Below are 16,092 nucleotides of genomic sequence, written 5' to 3'. Positions count from 1 at the left end.
GGGTTTTATGTGTTTGGGGTGGGCCCGGTTTATTGCAGGGGGGGTTTTTACCACGGTTTTCGCTGTTGACCAACATGTTAGCGGGGGGGGGGGGGAGTGAACCAGCCCACCGCACGCCAGTTACCGCACCCGAGACTGCGCGCGATTACTACTTGTCAGCAAGCCCGATCGAGGCGAGGGTGTGCACAGTGAGGTCGCGCACTGCCATGCCGCCGGATTCGGTGGCGAGCATAACCGCCCGCGGCCCGGCAGACGGGTAGCTGTAGGAACTCATCACCTGACGGCCGTCATTGATATACACCTCGACGCAACCGCGGTCGACGAATACACGCAGCTTGAGCAATCCCGACGCCAGTTCCTGCTCGCTCAGCGGCGCGGCACGGTACCCGCGATCGCCTCGCGCCGCCGCCTGACGGTCGATGACCACTCGCTGCGTCTGCGCATCGTAGCCGATTGCGGTGAATGCGCCGTCATCGGTCGCATGGACGCGTAGTCCCGCGCGCTCCGCGGTTGTTTCGCGTAGATCGATGGTCATCTCGATTTCCACCGCTTGTGCATCGGTCATGATGGTCTTCAGCTCGTTGGTATCCAGCCGGGTCGGGCCCAATTCGGTGGTGTGTTCGCGCAACCCCGTCATTTCCGCCACCGGAGTGGTGTGCAGATCGCCATCGTCACCGAGCGTGATCTCGCGCGGCAGGGTGAGATTGCCGCACCAACCGTCGTCTTCCATGGGGATCGGCGGAGTGAACGGGCTCATCCAGCCGTACATGATGTGCCGGTCGCCGTCGACGAAGGATTGCGGGGCGTAGAAGTTGTGCCCCCAATCCCACAGACGGAACTCACTGTCCGGCTCGAAGGCCTCGCCAGGTGTCCAGTCGCCGATGATGTATCCGGCGTTGCTCACGTTGCGATTCATGAATCCGTTCGGCTTGGCGCCCATCGCGGAGAAACCAATGACCCAACGTTCCCGCCCATGAGAGTCGCGAATCGGGAAGAAATCAGGGCATTCGAGCATATACACGTCAGGGTCGGGGTGTTCGAACAGCACGCGCTCGTAGGTCCAGCGCACCATGTCATGCGAAGAGAACAACCACATCTGGCCGCGATGCTCCTTGGAAGTCACACCGAAGGTCATGTACCAGGTGTCACCGGTTTTCCACACTTTCGGGTCGCGATAGTTGTGCGAGACGCGGTCGAGCGGGCAATCGATGATCATGCCGCGCTTGGTGGCGTGGGTGAGCTCATCGTTGTCGGCCTCGGCGAGCATCTGCACCTGCCAGTCGCCATCGGCGTTGTCGTGCCCGTTGGCCCAACGATGCCCGGTGTAGTAGAAGCGCAACTTGCCGTCATCGCCAATCACTGCCGAACCGGAGAACACGCCGTCTTTCTCCTGCTCGAGCGACGGGGCGAACATAATCGGTTCGCGCCGCCAATGCAGCATGTCGGGAGAGGAAACGTGCCCCCAGTGCATGGGGCCCCACTGCGTGCCGTACGGGTGAAGCTGGTAGAAGACATGCCAGCGGCCTTTGTAGTGGCACAGCCCGTTGGGATCGTTGATCCAGCCGCCGTTGGAAGCGATATGGAACAGGGGGTACCAGCGGTCGTTGCGGGTTGCGGCGAGTTTGCGGACGCCCGCCTCCGCTTGTTCAAGCTGCTGTGCATGGTCGCGGATGGGTGTGAGCACTGGCTGCGCTGGAGTGAAACCGGAAGCGAAGGTCGTCGTGGCGTTCTGCGTGCCTTCGGTGTGGGTGGTGTTGGTCATAATCATCCTTGATTTGATTGATGTGATTGATGATGTGGTCGTGTGGCGCTGACCGCTTCCGCAAGACGGGCGATGGCTTGGGAAGCGTGCCGCTTGCGGAAGCGGTCAGAGAAGGAGTCGGGAATCAAAGGATTCTGGAGCGAAGGGGAAGACGGCCGTTCGGCGTAGATGTCGGTTCTGAACGTCGGTACCGAATGACGTCAGTCCTGAACCGACACCTGTCCTGCATGTCAGACCGAGCGTCAGCTCTGAGAACCGGCTGCCGCCTCCATTGCACGCTTTTGCTTGTCGGTGTAGAACGGATCGCCACCGACTTCCTGATCGTCGCGCTTGATCACGAAGATGCCGTAAATCAACGCCGCGAGCACAATGCCCGAAATGGTGAAGAAGGTCGGACGGTCACCCAAATGGTCATGCAGCGCGCCCAGCGGAGTGGAGAAGATCACCTGACCGACCTGGGATGCAATCTGGAAGCCCACCATGTACAGGGTCGCGGACAGCTTCGTGTCGAAGTGCAAGGTGAAGTAGCGGAACGCAGGCAGGCAGAACAGCGGCACCTCGATGGAGTGGAACAGCTTGACGATGGACACGGCGACGGGATCGTGGAACACGCCGCACAGGCCGATGCGCAGGAACATCACCGTGGCACCCAACAGCAGCGCGTTGCGCACGCCGATCTTGCGCATGATGATCGGAACGACACCCATCATGGCCGACTCGAGGAACACCTGGAACGAATTGAGCGTGCCGTATGTCGCGTTGCCGATTTCCGTGGTGGGGAACAGGGAAGCGTAATAGTTCGGGAACATCTGCTGGTCGAACACGGTGTAGAAGGTGTTGGTCAGCAGCATGAATACGATGAGCACCCACAGGGTCGGCATCTTGAGGACGGAGACCATTTCCTTGAGCGACGGGTTGGTCGGAGCGGCATTCGGGTCGGCTTCCTTGCGCAGCTCATCCTTCTGCTCGGAAGGAACCCAGAACAGGTAGACGCACAGCATACCCACCCCGAACAGCGAGCTGACCCAGAAGTTGAGCATCGGGTTGATGTTGAACAGGAAGCCGGCGCACAAGGCGACAATCGCGTAGCCGAAGGAGCCCCAGGCGCGTGACTGGCCGTATTCGAAGCCGAAATGGCGTGAATAGCGTTCCGTGACCGCTTCGATGAGCGAGCAGCCCGCCATGAATCCGGCGGACAGCACCACCGAGCCGAGCAGCACGCCGATCATGCGGACCGTGCCGCCGGCGTTGAGCATCGGCGCATACACGAACTGCACGAACGGGCCGACGCATGCCGCGATCGCCGAAACAACAACAACCAGGCGGCGCTTGATGCCGAGCTGGTCTTGAATCGTGCCGTAGGCGAACATGATGATGAGCGTCGCCAGCGAGTTGATCGAGTAGATTTCACCTTGCTGTGCAGAGGTCATGCCCAGTCCGTGCGTGGGATCGGTGAGCCAGCGGGAGAAGAAGGACCACCAGATGCCCCACGAGCAGAAGAACATGAAGATGCCGAACGAGCTTTGCAAGTAGGAGGGATTGCTCCATGTCGATGGCGATTTCTTGGTGTGTGTCGTATCCATGATGGCCTCTTTCTGGTAGATTCCGCTGCTATGCGGTTGCGTCATTGTCCTTTGGCTTGTATTGATGTTGATTTGTCGGTGCCAGTAGCGAGCTGGTTTGGCAAGGCTGCTGCGCTTTGCTTTATGGATAACAGTAGGGGGTAAAACGGTTTACGTCAATCGGTTTACGCACGGCGTGTCGTGCGGCTTGTGCGTGCAGCTTGTGGGGAAACGGTACGCTGCGATGCGGCGGAATGGAGTGCGGTGAGGCGTGGTCGGGGGTATGTTCGGAGGGGTGTGATTGGGGGTGTGGCCGGGGGTGTGACGAGACGCGGCCGGGGAATCGGATATCTCACTGTGGTGTGACCGGTCGGCCGCACGGCATGGTGATGCCGTACGGTTTAGTGGGTGGATTCGGGGACGTCTTGCTGTGGTGTGACCGGACGGTCGCGCTACGGCGTGGTTGGCCGGGTTCCATTGGTAGTTGATTTGGCATCTTGCCACTGCGCGATCGACGGATATGACAGCCGATCGCAACAATCTCGCCACCGTATCGCCGCCTTCCGCGGCCATGCGCACTACTCGCGCACCGACTTCTTGTCGATGAGCTTGCAGTGGATCGTCGCGGGGATTGGCGCGTCGAGCGGCGGCAGGGGAGCGGTCGTCTCCGGCCACACCGAGGTGTCGACGTCATGCCCTTCGATGATGGAAATCAGCCGGCACGCCCCCCAATACCCCATCTCGTAATGCGGCAGTTCGACTGTGGTCAAGAGCGGTTCGAGGGTTTCAGCGAACACGCGGTGGTTATCCACACCGACCACGGAAATATCGCGCCCCACGGTCAGCCCCCGTCGCGCCGCGCATTCATACACGTACCATGCGCGGGCATCGTTGAAGCAGAAGAACCCGTCCGGCTGCTGCTCGTCGAACAGCTTGCTGACTGTTCGTAATGCCGGCCCGTTGTTGAGCACGTCGACGTGTAACGCGTCATCGATCGGCATACCGGCGTCGCTGAGCGCGGCCTGGTATCCGCGCAGGCGTCGGGGCTGTGCGATGAGCGGCTCCGAGCATCCGACGTATGCGATCCGTTTGCATCCCGCGTCGATCAGCCGTTTGGTGGCGTCGTATCCGATCCGGAATTCGTCGGGTTCGACGCTGGGGAATCGTTTGTTGCGATCGGTGGCGTCGAGAAGAACCAGCGGATAATCGGTGAGGGTTTGAGGCACGTCGGTGATGCGGTTGGACATTTTCGAATACAGGAATCCGTCGACACCGTACCGTCGGAGTGCGGTGAGCTCTTGCTCTTCGTTTGCCATGCCGTCGGTGCTGACGGTGAGAAGCACGTACCCGTATGAGCTGGCCGCGTCTTGCGCGCCGAGGATGATGCCGCCTGCGTATGGGGTGGTGGCGACTTCTTCGCTGATGAAGCCGAGCATATGCGTGCGGCTGGTGCGTAGACTGCGCGCCAGTTGGTTGGGATGATAGCCGAGCTTTGCGGCGGTCTGTCGAATGAGTTCCGCGGTCTGCGGCTTGACGTGTCCGGCGTCACGGCCGTTGAGTACGAGGGATACGCTGGCTTTTGACACTCCTGCGATGTCAGCGACGTCCTGCATGGTGGTCATGGATAGCTTGGCCTTTCTTCTTGCTGTTGCTACCGGCGACCATTGTAAGCGATGTGTTGTCAAAATCGCTGTGCGCGGGTATTGCGAATCTTGCTGCGGTGCGACTGTTGTGTTGCGTGGCGGTGGGATATGTCCGGCTGCGGCGTTGGATTGGTTGGTGTTTTGCTACGGTGCGGTTGTTGCGTTGTACCCCGGCTGGATATCTCGGGTGGCATTGCCGGATTGGCCGGTATCTCGCCGTGGTGCGACGCCACTGTCACGCCACGGCAAGATCGCTGTCACTTCGCCTGTTCGGCCTTCCCGTCGAGGATTTCGTTGACGAGTTCCTGCTTGGCGTGAATCTGCCCGCTGAATCCGGGGCGGATGTCCAGCCGGATGACCACATCAGTGCGGTATCCCTGCCCGGCGAGCTTCATGGTCGCATCGCGAATGGTGGCGAGCACCTGATCGAGGTCGCCTTCAATATTGGTGAACATGGCGTTGGTTTCGTTGGGCAGCCCGGATTGGCGGATGACATCGACCGCTTGCGCCACATACGTCGATTTTTCGGGGCTTGCCCCGGCGGGACTGATAGCGACGGCGGCAACGGTGTTGATATATGGTTTGCCGGTTTCGGGATCGACAGGTACTTGCTGACGTTCCGCATTGCGATCGAGGGTCATGATTCGTCCTTTCTCATGGGAATCCGCAAGAAGTCGTTCTGGGGCTGCGCGGATTCACGGCTGATTGTTGTTGATTATTGTCGATATCGATTATCTCCGGTCACGATGACGAGGAACGCTCGCCACTGTCGAGGACATTGCCGAGGCCACAGCCGCGGTCATCGTCACCATCATCGTCATTGTCACTGTCAGATCACGCTTGTCGCACCTCTGTCGTCACTTCCACAGTCACTTCCGCTGTCACCGCCATCGCCACGCGTGATCCATAGGCCCCGAACCGTGACCCAAATCCAGTCCCGCGCCGATGGCACCGGTCAGGTAAGCCTTGCCGTCGCGAATCGCCGACGGCAATGTCTCTCCTCGTGCCAGTGCGCTCGCAATCGCGCTCGAAAGCGTGCATCCAGTCCCGTGTGTGTTGGAATTGTCGATATGCTCGCCGCGGAACCAAGTCACGTCACCGTCCGGTTCGGCCACCACGTCGCTTGCGCCCTGCACGCTGTGCCCACCTTTGACCAAGACCGCGCATCCATAGCGCGCAGCCATGCGTCTGGCGGCGTCCGCCATCGCATCCGGGGTGTCGATTGAGCCGGCAGCCAGCTCGCAGAGTACTTCTGCTTCGGGAATGTTCGGGGTGATGAGCCGGCACAGTCCGAACAGGCCAGTCAGGGCGCTTTCAGCGTTCTCGTCGAGCAGCCGTGTCCCGCTGGAAGAAACCATGACCGGGTCAAGCACGACGTTTGCGGCTTGATACGTTCGCAGCGCATCCCCGATCACTTCGATGAGCCGGGCGTTGGATACCATGCCGATTTTTGTAGCGGCAGGCGGAATATCGGTGTATACGGCATCCAACTGGGCGGCGAGGATGCCGGGGCTCACGTCTTCGACCGCGCTGACACCTTGGGTGTTTTGCGCGGTGATGGATGTGATGGCGCTCATGCCGTACACGCCGCACGCAAGCATGGTTTTCAGGTCCGCTTGGATTCCCGCTCCGCCGGAGCAGTCGCTGCCGGCGATGGTGAGGACTGCCGGCAGCGTGGTGGTAACGGCATGCAGCGGTGTTTCGCCGCTCATGCTTGGAATCCTTCCTTGGCGTTCGTATCGTTCATGTCGGTACGGTCCACATTCGCGCCGACTTGCACACCCGCAGCGCCGCCTCGCGAGTCAACGCCGGCGACGATCCGTTCCTGAGCCGCGGCGTTCCCGTACTTCTTGCGGATATTCTGCGAAATCGCCATCGAGCAGAACTTCGGTCCGCACATCGAGCAGAAGTGCGCCATTTTCGCGGGTTCCGCGGGCAGCGTGTCGTCATGGTAGGCGATGGCGGTGTCCGGGTCATACGACAGGTTGAACTGGTCAAGCCAGCGGAATTCGAATCGTGCCTTGGAAATCGCGAGGTCTCGGTCTTGCGCGTGCGGATGGTGTTTGGCGATATCCGCCGCATGGCATGCGATCTTGTATGTGATCACGCCCTGCTTGACATCATCCTTGTTCGGCAGGCCCAGATGCTCCTTCGGAGTCACGTAGCACAGCATCGCGGTGCCGTAGCGTGCGATTTCCACGCCGCCGATCGCTGAAGTGATGTGGTCGTAGCCGGGCGCGGTGTCGGTGGTCAGCGGGCCGAGTGTGTAGAAGGGCGCACCCTTGCAGATCGCCTGCTCCATTTCGATGTTCATACGCACCGTGTCGAAGGGGATATGCCCCGGTCCTTCGACCATGACCTGCACGTCATGATCCCACGCACGCTGGGTGAGTTCGCCCAATGTCATGAGTTCGGCGAGCTGAGCGGCATCATTCGCATCAGCCAGGCAGCCAGGACGCAGACCATCCCCCAGAGAGAAGGCGACGTCGTATTTGGCGAAAATCTCACATAATTCGTCGAAATGCGTGTACAGGAAGCTTTCCTGTTCATGCTGCATGCACCATTGCGCCATGATTGAGCCGCCACGCGAAACGATGCCGGTCACGCGGTTTGCGGTCAGCGGCACGTAGCGCAGCAGCACGCCCGCATGGATGGTCATGTAGTCCACGCCCTGCTCGCACTGTTCGATCACAGTGTCGCGGAACAGTTCCCAGCTAAGCTTGGTCGCATCATCCTCGACTTTTTCCAACGCCTGGTACATCGGCACGGTGCCGATCGGGACGGGGGAGTTGCGCAGGATCCACTCGCGCGTGGTGTGGATGTCGTTGCCGGTGGACAGGTCCATCACGGTATCAGCGCCCCACTTCGTGGCCCACGTGAGCTTGTCGACCTCCTCATCAATGGACGACGACACCGCGGAATTGCCCATATTCGCGTTGAGTTTGGTAAGGAATTTCGACCCGATAATCATCGGCTCGGCTTCCGGATGGTTGATATTGCACGGCATGACCGCACGACCGGCGGCGAGTTCGGAACGGACCAGCTCGGTGTCGCAATGCTCGCGGGCTGCGACGAACCGCATTTCCGGCGTGATGATGTTGTGCCGCGCATACCACATCTGCGTGACCGGATGCCCTGAGGCCTTGAGCGGATTGTGTTTGCGGCCGCGCCATTCCTTGGTCGCCTTGCCGCGTTGGACTGCGCGCTTGCCGTCATCGGCGAGGTTGCGCTCGCGGCCTTCGTATTCGACGACGTCCCCTCGGTCGCGGATCCAGTCGAGACGTAGTGGCGCGAGCCCTTCTTTCGGGTCGCATGAGGGACCTTCGGTGTTGTAATCGTGGAACGGCGGGTTCGGGCCGACGCCGGGGGTGTCGGAGAGTTTGATTTCGGTGTAGGGCACGTCGAGGTCGTAGCTGCCTGATTCGTTCTCGAAATGGATGCGCTCGGTTTTGCGGATGTGCGCCTTGTCGCGTTGTGTGCAGCCGCGTGCGGCGATGTCGACGCGCTGCTGTTTGGCGAGTCGTGCGGCTTCCTTTGCAGCTTTTGCGTTGGTGAAGCCACCGGGCTGGCCGGATTGCAAACGGTTGAGTGAGGTGGCGGGCGGATTGCCGTCCGTCACCTCATTGGCGTCCCCCACAGATGTTGTCCCCGCTGCCGGTGCGCTCGAGATGGTGCGCGCCGCGTATCCGTGATGTCCGCTGCCGCGTACGCTGCGCCACGCATCCACCATCGCTTGGGTGGTGGCTTTCGGGTCCTCAGCCCCGGCGATTGCCGAGACTACGAACCAGCCGGCTGCCTTGGATGCAGCCAGATCGCGCATGTCGGCGAGGGTCACACCGCCGCCGATGACGACCGGATAATCGCTGGCAGTACAGATGGTGTTGATCAAGTCGATGCTCAGGAAATGCTTGCTACCGTCATCCTCGACGACGATGGCATCAGGCTTGGTGGTGGAGGGATGCAGCGGCGCAGCGCCGATGTAGTCGATGCAGCCGCTCGGCAGTTCGTTGATGAGTTTGACGAGGCTTTCGGTTTCCGCGCTCAGGCCGATGATGGCATCGTCGCCGAGCAGCTGTCGCGCCTCGCGCGGGTCCATGTCGTCCTGCCCGATATGCACGCCGTCGACCTTGATACCCAGATTGCGGCACTGCCAGACGACGTCCACACGGTCGTCGATGACGAAGGCGACCGTGTCGGACTTGTCGTTGTCTTCGATGATCTGCGCGATATCCCGTGCGGTTTCGGTCAGTTGCTTGGCATCTGCGGTTTTGTCACGCAGCTGGATGAAGGTGGCGCCGCCTTGCAGCGCGTCATCGACGATATCGCCGATCGGGCGTCCCTTGGTATCTTGCGACCCGAGGATGCAGTAGGCGGTCAAGTCGAAGGTGTCCCGCATGGAGGCGTAGGGGTAGTTGGTCATGGTGTTTCTTTCTGTTATTGGGCCGATTGTGACCCTTGGTTCTGAAGTTCTGAAGTATCGTGCTGGGGCTTACTGCCGAATGCATTGATATTATGCAAACGATTCATTCGCTCAATATCAGCGATATCTCACCTAAATATGGCGATGGGATGATTACGTTTGCGTATGCATTGCTCGCCGCTGGTCTCACCGCGACGGCGTTGCGGGCATGCCGGATGTGTTTCCTTGGCGATGGAGCAACGTCTACATGCTTGGCGCGGTTCGATTGCGACTTGTCAGGCCGTGCCTGCGGTGTCTGGAGATACGCTGTTTTGCGACGCAGGGACATGTGACACGATGATTGGCGATGCGGCGATGTCTTCGGCGGTGACGTTCCACAGCGCGTCAAGGAATCGGGTTTGGAAGCTTCCTGGTCCGGTGCAGCCTTCCGCAGCCTGCTCGGAGGCACGGTTGTACAGTGCGCTCGCAGCCAGCGCGGCGGTAAGCGGATCGGCTACGGCGAGATAGGTGGCGGTGACCCCGCCGAGCGAGCATCCGGCACCGGTGATTTTCGTCATCATCGAGCTGCCGCCGGGCAACCGGTACACGGTGTCTCCGTCGGTGACAAGATCTGTGGCGCCGGACACGGCGACAGCGGCACGGTGATTTGGCGCGTAGCTGCGCAAATATCGCGCCATCACGATTGCGGCGTTTGTGGCGCTGTCCACGTCATCGACAGCTTCGACGCCTGCCGGTCGTGTGGTTCCCTCCTTGGCTCCTGTATCGGAACCAGCGGATGGGACGTTGAGATCCCAGATTCCCGCTAACGCGATGATTTCCGAAGCATTACCCCGCACGATGGTCGGAGGAGCGGAGCGGAATGCCCACAGAATGGCGGAACGGGTGCGTCCGATGCCGGCGGCGACGGGGTCAAGCACCCACGGGTGGTGCATGGCTTGCAGCGACCGCGCGATGTTGCCGAGCGCGTCCTTGAAAAACGGCAGCAGGGTGCCGACGTTGATGTAGGTGGCCTTGGCGATTGCCGCGGTGTCGATGATATCGTCCGGCAGGTAGCTCATCGCCGCGGTGCCGCCTGCCGCGAGCTGCGCGTTGGCGACAAGGTTGATGGTCACGAAGTTCGTGAATGATTGGGCGAGCGGCGTGGTGTCCTTCACCTCGCGCACAGCCTTCGCAATCAGCTGGCGCTCGGGGTCGTCCGCTGGCAACGGTGTTCCGTTCAGGGCTGCGCTGGTACTGCCGGTGATATCTGGTGATGCGTCTGTGTTCATCATTGCTCCCTACGCTGGTTCTAACCAACAGGTTCTAAGGGTCAGGCACGGTGCCTTTCTCAGCCTTGCCTTGCGGCAGGCTCCCCTGCATTGGATTATGTGAGCCATCGTATGGACGCCCGAGGACACGGGGTGGATTCGGGGCGGATTGGCGCGTGCAGATTGCACGCCGCTGAGGTTCAGGGTTCCGGATAATATTAAGAGGTTACGTATGTCCTGCCGAGTCCGAATGACGTAGGTCTTTTCCAGGCGTTGCTGACAGCACTGAATCTCCCGGGACACTGACACGGTTGTCTTTCGGTCGCCTTGCGCCGGCGTGGATGTGTGGTTGGTGTAGATCGGTCTCGCTCGGATTGCGATCACACTATCGGGGTCGACGTTGCGGCGCGCACGTCTCGCTACGGCCGGGCAAACTGAGAGGAGAAGGACTTCATGCATCATCTGGCGGTGAAGATGAAAAACGGCCAGTCGCGTTGTTGACAATGGGTCGTGTTGGCTGTGTACGCAGTCGTTGTCATCGTGGTGATGTGCTTCCACGAACCTTGGTTCGATGAGGCGTAATCATGGTTGATCGCCCGCGACTGCTCATGGCATGATCTCTTGCTGGTACGCCCGCATTACGAAGGACACCCGCCGTTGTGGTGGCTGTTGTTCGCGATTCCCGCACGTCTCGGCGTCCCATACGAGTGGGGAATAAAAAGCATTCAACTGGTGACGGCGGTCTTCTTCGTATGGGTGGCGGTCCCTATTTATCTGAATCAGCGTAAGTCGGCATGGCGTTCATCCGTGCAGAACGATGTGCAACAACGCCCAGGTGACCATCGCCACCGCCATGACCAAGCTCAAAGACGGCGAAAAGCTGACGATGAAGACCAATGATTCTTCGACGACATGCAGCGACAAGGAATGCACATTTACGCAGGCCGGCGGCACCATCAGCGGCATCCCCATTACAGTGTCCAAAGACAACACCATCAAGGTGACCATCAGCTACAGCGACACCAACGGCGGTGATTGCTATACCGTCGAGGGGGCAGCGATTTGGGTGATTCCGAATACAAGCACGAGAGCACCACAGGCGCTTTGGAATGGTATCCGCATAAGCCGTGACATCAATTCGCCCTGCAGGGTTGAGGCTTTGCGGGGCTCACCTATTATCTGGCGGTCATTGACTGGCAGCAGGGTAATACGGAAAACGAGAGAGAAAACAAGTTCCCGGCACGGGTTGACGCCCGGTATAAGAGAGGAGAACAACCGTGGGCCATACATACGGTAGGAGGCGGGCGCTGCTCAAACGTATGCAGCGCGGCTTCACCATGGTTGAGGTCATCGTGGCGATTGGCATGTTGACGCTCGTCGGACTGGCGGCTGCCCAGTTCGCCGTCACCGCCGTGCATTCTTCCTACGCACACCAGCAGCGTGCCATCGCGGTTGGTCTTGCCGAATCGGGTATGGAGCGGGTACAGGAAAGCGTGAAGGGCAAAGAAGGCAACACGATTTTCTCTACGCTCACGTCGGGCATGTCCAAGTCGGGGGCGCAGGGGGCGCTCAAGGCGGCTACCGATTTCAATGTGATTGAGAACGCTTCAGATACCATGGATCTGGGGTGGAATGATTCTCCGAGCGCCACGGCGATCCAGGCCAAGGTCGAGACCAACGACCAGCAGGGAAGGCGCCACGTATACCGTATGCACGGTTGTCGGCAAATGTTATCGCCTGTCTGCCGAGGCTTCCTGCCTGTCCGCGTCGAAGCAAGGTCTGGTGACTTCATCCGGCGCTGTCGGTGCGTACAAATATGTCGGCGAAGGCAACAAAGCCGTTGATGCAGCATCCATCACGGACGCCACGAAGTTCCCGACCGGCCCGTTCAACACTGGTACCGCTTCTAGTCCGACCTATTCGCCGATGCCCCGCGTGGTTGTGCTCGTCACTTGGCCGGACAGCCAGCATCAAGGCAAGACTTGCTGGTACAGCACTGCCGCGATTTTCGATGGCAGCAATGACGACACCCTGAAGAGCAAGTGAGGCGGTGAACAGTATGGATAGTGGTATGAGCAATGTTGGACAGCCGGCGACAACAGTAAGCATGCGAAGCGGATCTTGTGATGCAAAGCATGAAGGATCAGCAGGAAAGTTTGCATCTCGTTGGCGCAAGCTGAGGAACACCGATAAGCAAAAGGGCGTTTCTCTGACGGAACTCATGGTGGCACTCGGTATATTCCTCTTGTTCTCGTCAGTGTTCACTGCCAGTGTCATGCAGTACCTCCGGTCTACAAATTCGACTGCGGTGCGTGCTCAATCGGCGTCTACGGTAATGATGGCAACCCAGCGGCTTGAGCGTTTCGTCACGTATTCCAACTCGATTGGATATGCCACGACGGGTGGCAGCAGCGGTTCCGCCGACAAGAACACGGTGTTGATTTATTCGGCGCCGTCGTCCGGCAATGATTCCGGTGCGGCCAGTGCGAGTGTCGGCCAGTATTCGGGTAGCAAACTGGTTACATTGAATACCCAGGTGACATTCAGTTCGAGGAATTCTGCGGCGTCAAGCGCCACGGGTTCAGCGTCGATCACCTATGCAGCGTGCCAGTGAGCCGCAGTGCCCGCTAGTATCTGGAGACGAATCTTGGCAGAACATAGGTGATAATTCATGGCAAAACGACTATGCTGATTATGCAAAAGGCGGGGAAACGGTTATCGATACCGCCACGGGCTTGGCTCAATCAGCAGCTTCGAGCAAGACTAATTTAATGTTCACAGCAAATACAGGTGTTGATTGTTTCGTTGTGAATGGTACGAGCGAAGGCTCGAAGTTAGTGACCAAATTTGGCAATTATACAACTTCTGACGATAGAGCAACCTTCTATCGTTATGAAAAGGTCGCTGATGAAGGAGCCGAACCGGAAAGGCAAAGTTTAATTACACGTTTGTCCTTGCTTCATCCGTGGCAGATGAGAAGCGACCTTGGCTGAGCCCTAGAGCACTATGCTTAACAGAGACGAAAGGGCTTCCGGACAACCAGAAAAATCCCAGGATTCAACTGCAGAAGTGTCGAGGAGCTATGTACGATGCGACTGGCGCAAAGTATTACCCACAACGTTGGACGCACCTGACAAGGATAGCTCAGCGGATAAGACGGGAATCGGTACCTCGTATAATGTAACGGCTAATGCCTCCATCAGCTACGCATTCAGCAAGTATGTGGACGCTGCGAACTAGAAGTGGTGATCGGTAGTGTTGACTTCCTCCATCCTTGCCGCCGGTGATGTTCTGGTCGGCTATGGTGTACCGCATCTGGACACGAGCGCGTACGGCGACGGTGTCACCACCGTGGTGCTGGCCGTCGTCGCGTTCGTGATCGGGTGCTTTATCGGTTCGTTCCTCAACGTGGTCATCTGGCGCGTGCCCAACGGCATCAGCCTGGTCAACCCAAAGCGGAGCTTCTGCCCCAACTGCAAGTCCCCGATTCGTTGGCACGACAACATACCCCTCATCTCGTACCTGGTGCTGCACGGCAAATGCCGTGACTGCCAAGAGCCGATCTCCGGGCGATATCCGCTGGTTGAACTGCTCGGCGGGTTCATGACCATGCTCGCCGTACTCGGCCCGGCCCTCCACCTGTATCCGGTGTGGCTGCTCCCTGCCACCATCTACTTCGCATGGCTGAGCATCGTCATCGCGTTCATTGATATCGACGTGCAACTCATCCTCGATATCATGACGTACCCGTCCATGTTGCTGATACTCGCCCTGCTCACCCTTGCCTCATGGGGGACCGGCTCATGGACGCCACTGTTGCGTGCCGTCATCTGCGCGGTCGCTCTCGCAGCCTTCTACGTACTGCTCGGTTTTATCTGGCCGAACGGCATGGGGCTGGGCGACGCGAAACTCGCCGTTATCGTCGGGCTCATCCTCGGGTGGCTCGGCTTGAGGCAGCTCATTGTCGGGGCGTCCGCAGCGTTCATCGTCGGGGGAGCCTTCGCGCTCATCCAGGTGGCGCGCAAACGCATCAACATGAAAGGCGGAGTCCCGTTCGGGCCGTACATGCTCATCGGAGCGTGGATCGGCATCTACGTAGGCGCGCCAATCGCCAACTGGTACCTAACGATTTGCGGGCTTAACTAGTCCACAGGAAAGAGAAAGGAAAAGGAGAAAGCCATGAAGCCAATCACGACACAGTCGCTGCCGAACGACGCGATTCGCGCGGCCGTCATCGCCAATCCCTACACGGAACGGCCGTAGATACTGCAATACCGCACGATCGGCCTGCCGACCGGCGCGGTCGTCGACGGTGAAGTCGTCGACCCGCAGACCGTGACCGGCCTGCTCAGGGGGCTTATCAAGAACGCAAAATTCCCCAAGGATCTCGCGCTCGTCTACACCAGCCGTCGCGTGGTCTACAGGGAAATGACCTTCCCGGAGATGCCGCTCGCCGAACTGCACGACACCCTACCGTTCCAGGTCAAGAACTACATCGCGCTGCCGGTCGACGATTCCATCATCGATTTCGTGCCGCTCACCCGTGAAGAGCAGGCGCAAGGCGCCGTGCTCCACTGCATGGTCGTGGCGACCTTGCACACCGGCGTCGAGAGGACCACCACGGCGATTCAGAATGCAGGATTCGCGGTGCGGTCCGTGGACGTTGGCGCGTTCTCGCTGGCACGCATCTTCCGCGACCAATCACGCGACAAGGCCATCGCTGTCGTCAATGTCGGTTCCAACAGCACCGATGTCATCGTCCTCTTGCAAGGGCACCCGGTCGCGCTGCGAGCCGTACCGTCCGGTGCAGACGATATCACTCAGGCCGTGGCCAAGGCACTCGACATCCTGTTCGAAGGCGCACTCGAAATCAAGAACCGTATCAGCCTGCAGAACGTCGTCGGCGATGAACGACTCGAAAAAGCCGAGGAAATCATCCGTGACACCACGGCACAGCTGATTGTCGGTATTCGTAACACCCTGAACATGTACAACACCGACCCCGGCAATGGTGGCCGACGATATCGTCCTGGTCGGAGCGGGCTCCATGCTCGCCGGCTTCCCACCCGTGCTCGTCAGCTCCGCCAACAAGACCGTCACCATCGGCGACCCCTTCACCCACTTCATCGTCGGAGAGGACGCCAAGCGGCAGAACATCAACGTCCACGGACCCGAATATGCGGCGGTCCTCGGGCTTGCACTAGGAAAGAGGCCACGATGAGCGCATTCAGCAAAGGTAGCCACAGCGGCAAAGGCGAAAAGTCCGCGCCGCGCCGCCAAGACAAGAACAATGACCAGAAGGATGGCAAGAAGGGCAAGGGGACATCCTCAACGTCGACCTGTCCAGCCTCGGCAAGTCCAAGAAGACTGGCAAGCTCACCCCGCCCGACCAGTGGAGCCTGAGCGTCGACCTCCTGCCGAAGTCGGTTGCGGCGATCAACAGGGACCGTCGGATCGC

14 protein-coding genes, 1 pseudogene and 1 riboswitch are annotated in these 16,092 nt (G+C 59.6%); of the genes and pseudogenes, 8 read left to right on the top strand and 7 right to left on the bottom strand.

Annotated elements, in window-relative coordinates:
• Positions 1 to 148 precede the first annotated feature (148 nt).
• The 7 genes from ACTQYB_RS00990 to ACTQYB_RS00960 form a co-directional block, all read right to left on the bottom strand.
• Complete coding sequence (locus ACTQYB_RS00990; protein WP_441481584.1) at positions 149 to 1,762, bottom strand: glycoside hydrolase family 32 protein; 1,614 nt, start codon at positions 1,760 to 1,762, stop codon at positions 149 to 151.
• Between the two features lie 242 nt (positions 1,763 to 2,004).
• The gene (locus ACTQYB_RS00985; protein ID WP_033505126.1) at positions 2,005 to 3,345 is read right to left on the bottom strand and encodes an MFS transporter; all 1,341 of its coding nucleotides are present in this window, start codon (positions 3,343 to 3,345) and stop codon (positions 2,005 to 2,007) included.
• A 557-nt stretch (positions 3,346 to 3,902) separates the two neighbouring features.
• Positions 3,903 to 4,946 carry a LacI family DNA-binding transcriptional regulator gene (locus ACTQYB_RS00980; RefSeq protein ID WP_441481585.1) on the bottom strand — a complete coding sequence of 348 codons (1,044 nt, stop codon included), beginning with the start codon at positions 4,944 to 4,946 and terminating at the stop codon, positions 3,903 to 3,905.
• A 278-nt stretch (positions 4,947 to 5,224) separates the two neighbouring features.
• Positions 5,225 to 5,608, bottom strand: coding sequence for a thiamine-binding protein (locus ACTQYB_RS00975; RefSeq protein ID WP_101451928.1), 384 nt, complete (start codon positions 5,606 to 5,608; stop codon positions 5,225 to 5,227).
• Between the two features lie 240 nt (positions 5,609 to 5,848).
• Positions 5,849 to 6,679 (bottom strand): bifunctional hydroxymethylpyrimidine kinase/phosphomethylpyrimidine kinase, encoded by an 831-nt coding sequence (thiD, locus tag ACTQYB_RS00970; RefSeq protein WP_441481586.1) that lies wholly within the window; start codon positions 6,677 to 6,679, stop codon positions 5,849 to 5,851.
• The gene (thiC, locus tag ACTQYB_RS00965; protein WP_441481587.1) at positions 6,676 to 9,387 is read right to left on the bottom strand and encodes a phosphomethylpyrimidine synthase ThiC; all 2,712 of its coding nucleotides are present in this window, start codon (positions 9,385 to 9,387) and stop codon (positions 6,676 to 6,678) included. Before thiC ends, thiD begins: the two co-directional genes overlap by 4 nt.
• Positions 9,388 to 9,662: 275 nt before the next feature.
• Positions 9,663 to 10,655, bottom strand: a complete 993-nt coding sequence (locus ACTQYB_RS00960) for a hydroxyethylthiazole kinase (protein WP_441481704.1) — start codon at positions 10,653 to 10,655, stop codon at positions 9,663 to 9,665.
• Positions 10,645 to 10,752: riboswitch (TPP riboswitch) on the bottom strand. (Overlaps the previous gene by 11 nt.)
• A 428-nt stretch (positions 10,753 to 11,180) precedes the next feature.
• On the opposite strand from ACTQYB_RS00960, the pseudogene ACTQYB_RS00955 reads away from it, so the two are divergent.
• The 8 genes and pseudogenes from ACTQYB_RS00955 to pilM form a co-directional block, all read left to right on the top strand.
• Positions 11,181 to 11,375 (top strand): annotated as a pseudogene (locus ACTQYB_RS00955) (ABC transporter permease); the annotation flags it as partial.
• Positions 11,376 to 11,487: 112 nt separating this feature from the next.
• On the top strand, positions 11,488 to 11,931 hold the full coding sequence (locus tag ACTQYB_RS00950) for a hypothetical protein (protein WP_441481588.1): 444 nt from the start codon (positions 11,488 to 11,490) through the stop codon (positions 11,929 to 11,931).
• Positions 11,912 to 12,478 carry a type IV pilus modification PilV family protein gene (locus tag ACTQYB_RS00945; protein WP_441481589.1) on the top strand — a complete coding sequence of 189 codons (567 nt, stop codon included), beginning with the start codon at positions 11,912 to 11,914 and terminating at the stop codon, positions 12,476 to 12,478. The genes ACTQYB_RS00950 and ACTQYB_RS00945 overlap by 20 nt, the downstream gene beginning before the upstream one ends.
• The gene (locus tag ACTQYB_RS00940; RefSeq protein WP_441481590.1) at positions 12,417 to 12,680 is read left to right on the top strand and encodes a hypothetical protein; all 264 of its coding nucleotides are present in this window, start codon (positions 12,417 to 12,419) and stop codon (positions 12,678 to 12,680) included. Before ACTQYB_RS00945 ends, ACTQYB_RS00940 begins: the two co-directional genes overlap by 62 nt.
• Before the next feature lie 25 nt (positions 12,681 to 12,705).
• Positions 12,706 to 13,248, top strand: coding sequence for a PulJ/GspJ family protein (locus ACTQYB_RS00935; protein ID WP_441481591.1), 543 nt, complete (start codon positions 12,706 to 12,708; stop codon positions 13,246 to 13,248).
• A complete protein-coding gene (locus tag ACTQYB_RS00930; protein WP_441481592.1) occupies positions 13,232 to 13,627 on the top strand; it encodes a hypothetical protein in 396 nt (131 codons plus the stop codon). The genes ACTQYB_RS00935 and ACTQYB_RS00930 overlap by 17 nt, the downstream gene beginning before the upstream one ends.
• Positions 13,628 to 13,889: 262 nt before the next feature.
• The gene (locus tag ACTQYB_RS00925; RefSeq protein WP_321046958.1) at positions 13,890 to 14,780 is read left to right on the top strand and encodes a prepilin peptidase; all 891 of its coding nucleotides are present in this window, start codon (positions 13,890 to 13,892) and stop codon (positions 14,778 to 14,780) included.
• A 117-nt stretch (positions 14,781 to 14,897) separates the two neighbouring features.
• Positions 14,898 to 16,037 (top strand): pilus assembly protein PilM, encoded by a 1,140-nt coding sequence (pilM, locus tag ACTQYB_RS00920; RefSeq protein WP_441495897.1) that lies wholly within the window; start codon positions 14,898 to 14,900, stop codon positions 16,035 to 16,037.
• The last annotated feature ends 55 nt before the right edge of the window (positions 16,038 to 16,092 follow it).

The organism is Bifidobacterium sp. LCP19S3_E9, assembly GCF_052121135.1.
GTDB classification, from domain to species: domain Bacteria; phylum Actinomycetota; class Actinomycetes; order Actinomycetales; family Bifidobacteriaceae; genus Bifidobacterium; species Bifidobacterium thermacidophilum.
Note: the sequence above shows the minus strand (reverse complement) of the source record. Positions and strands in the feature narration are given on the sequence as shown.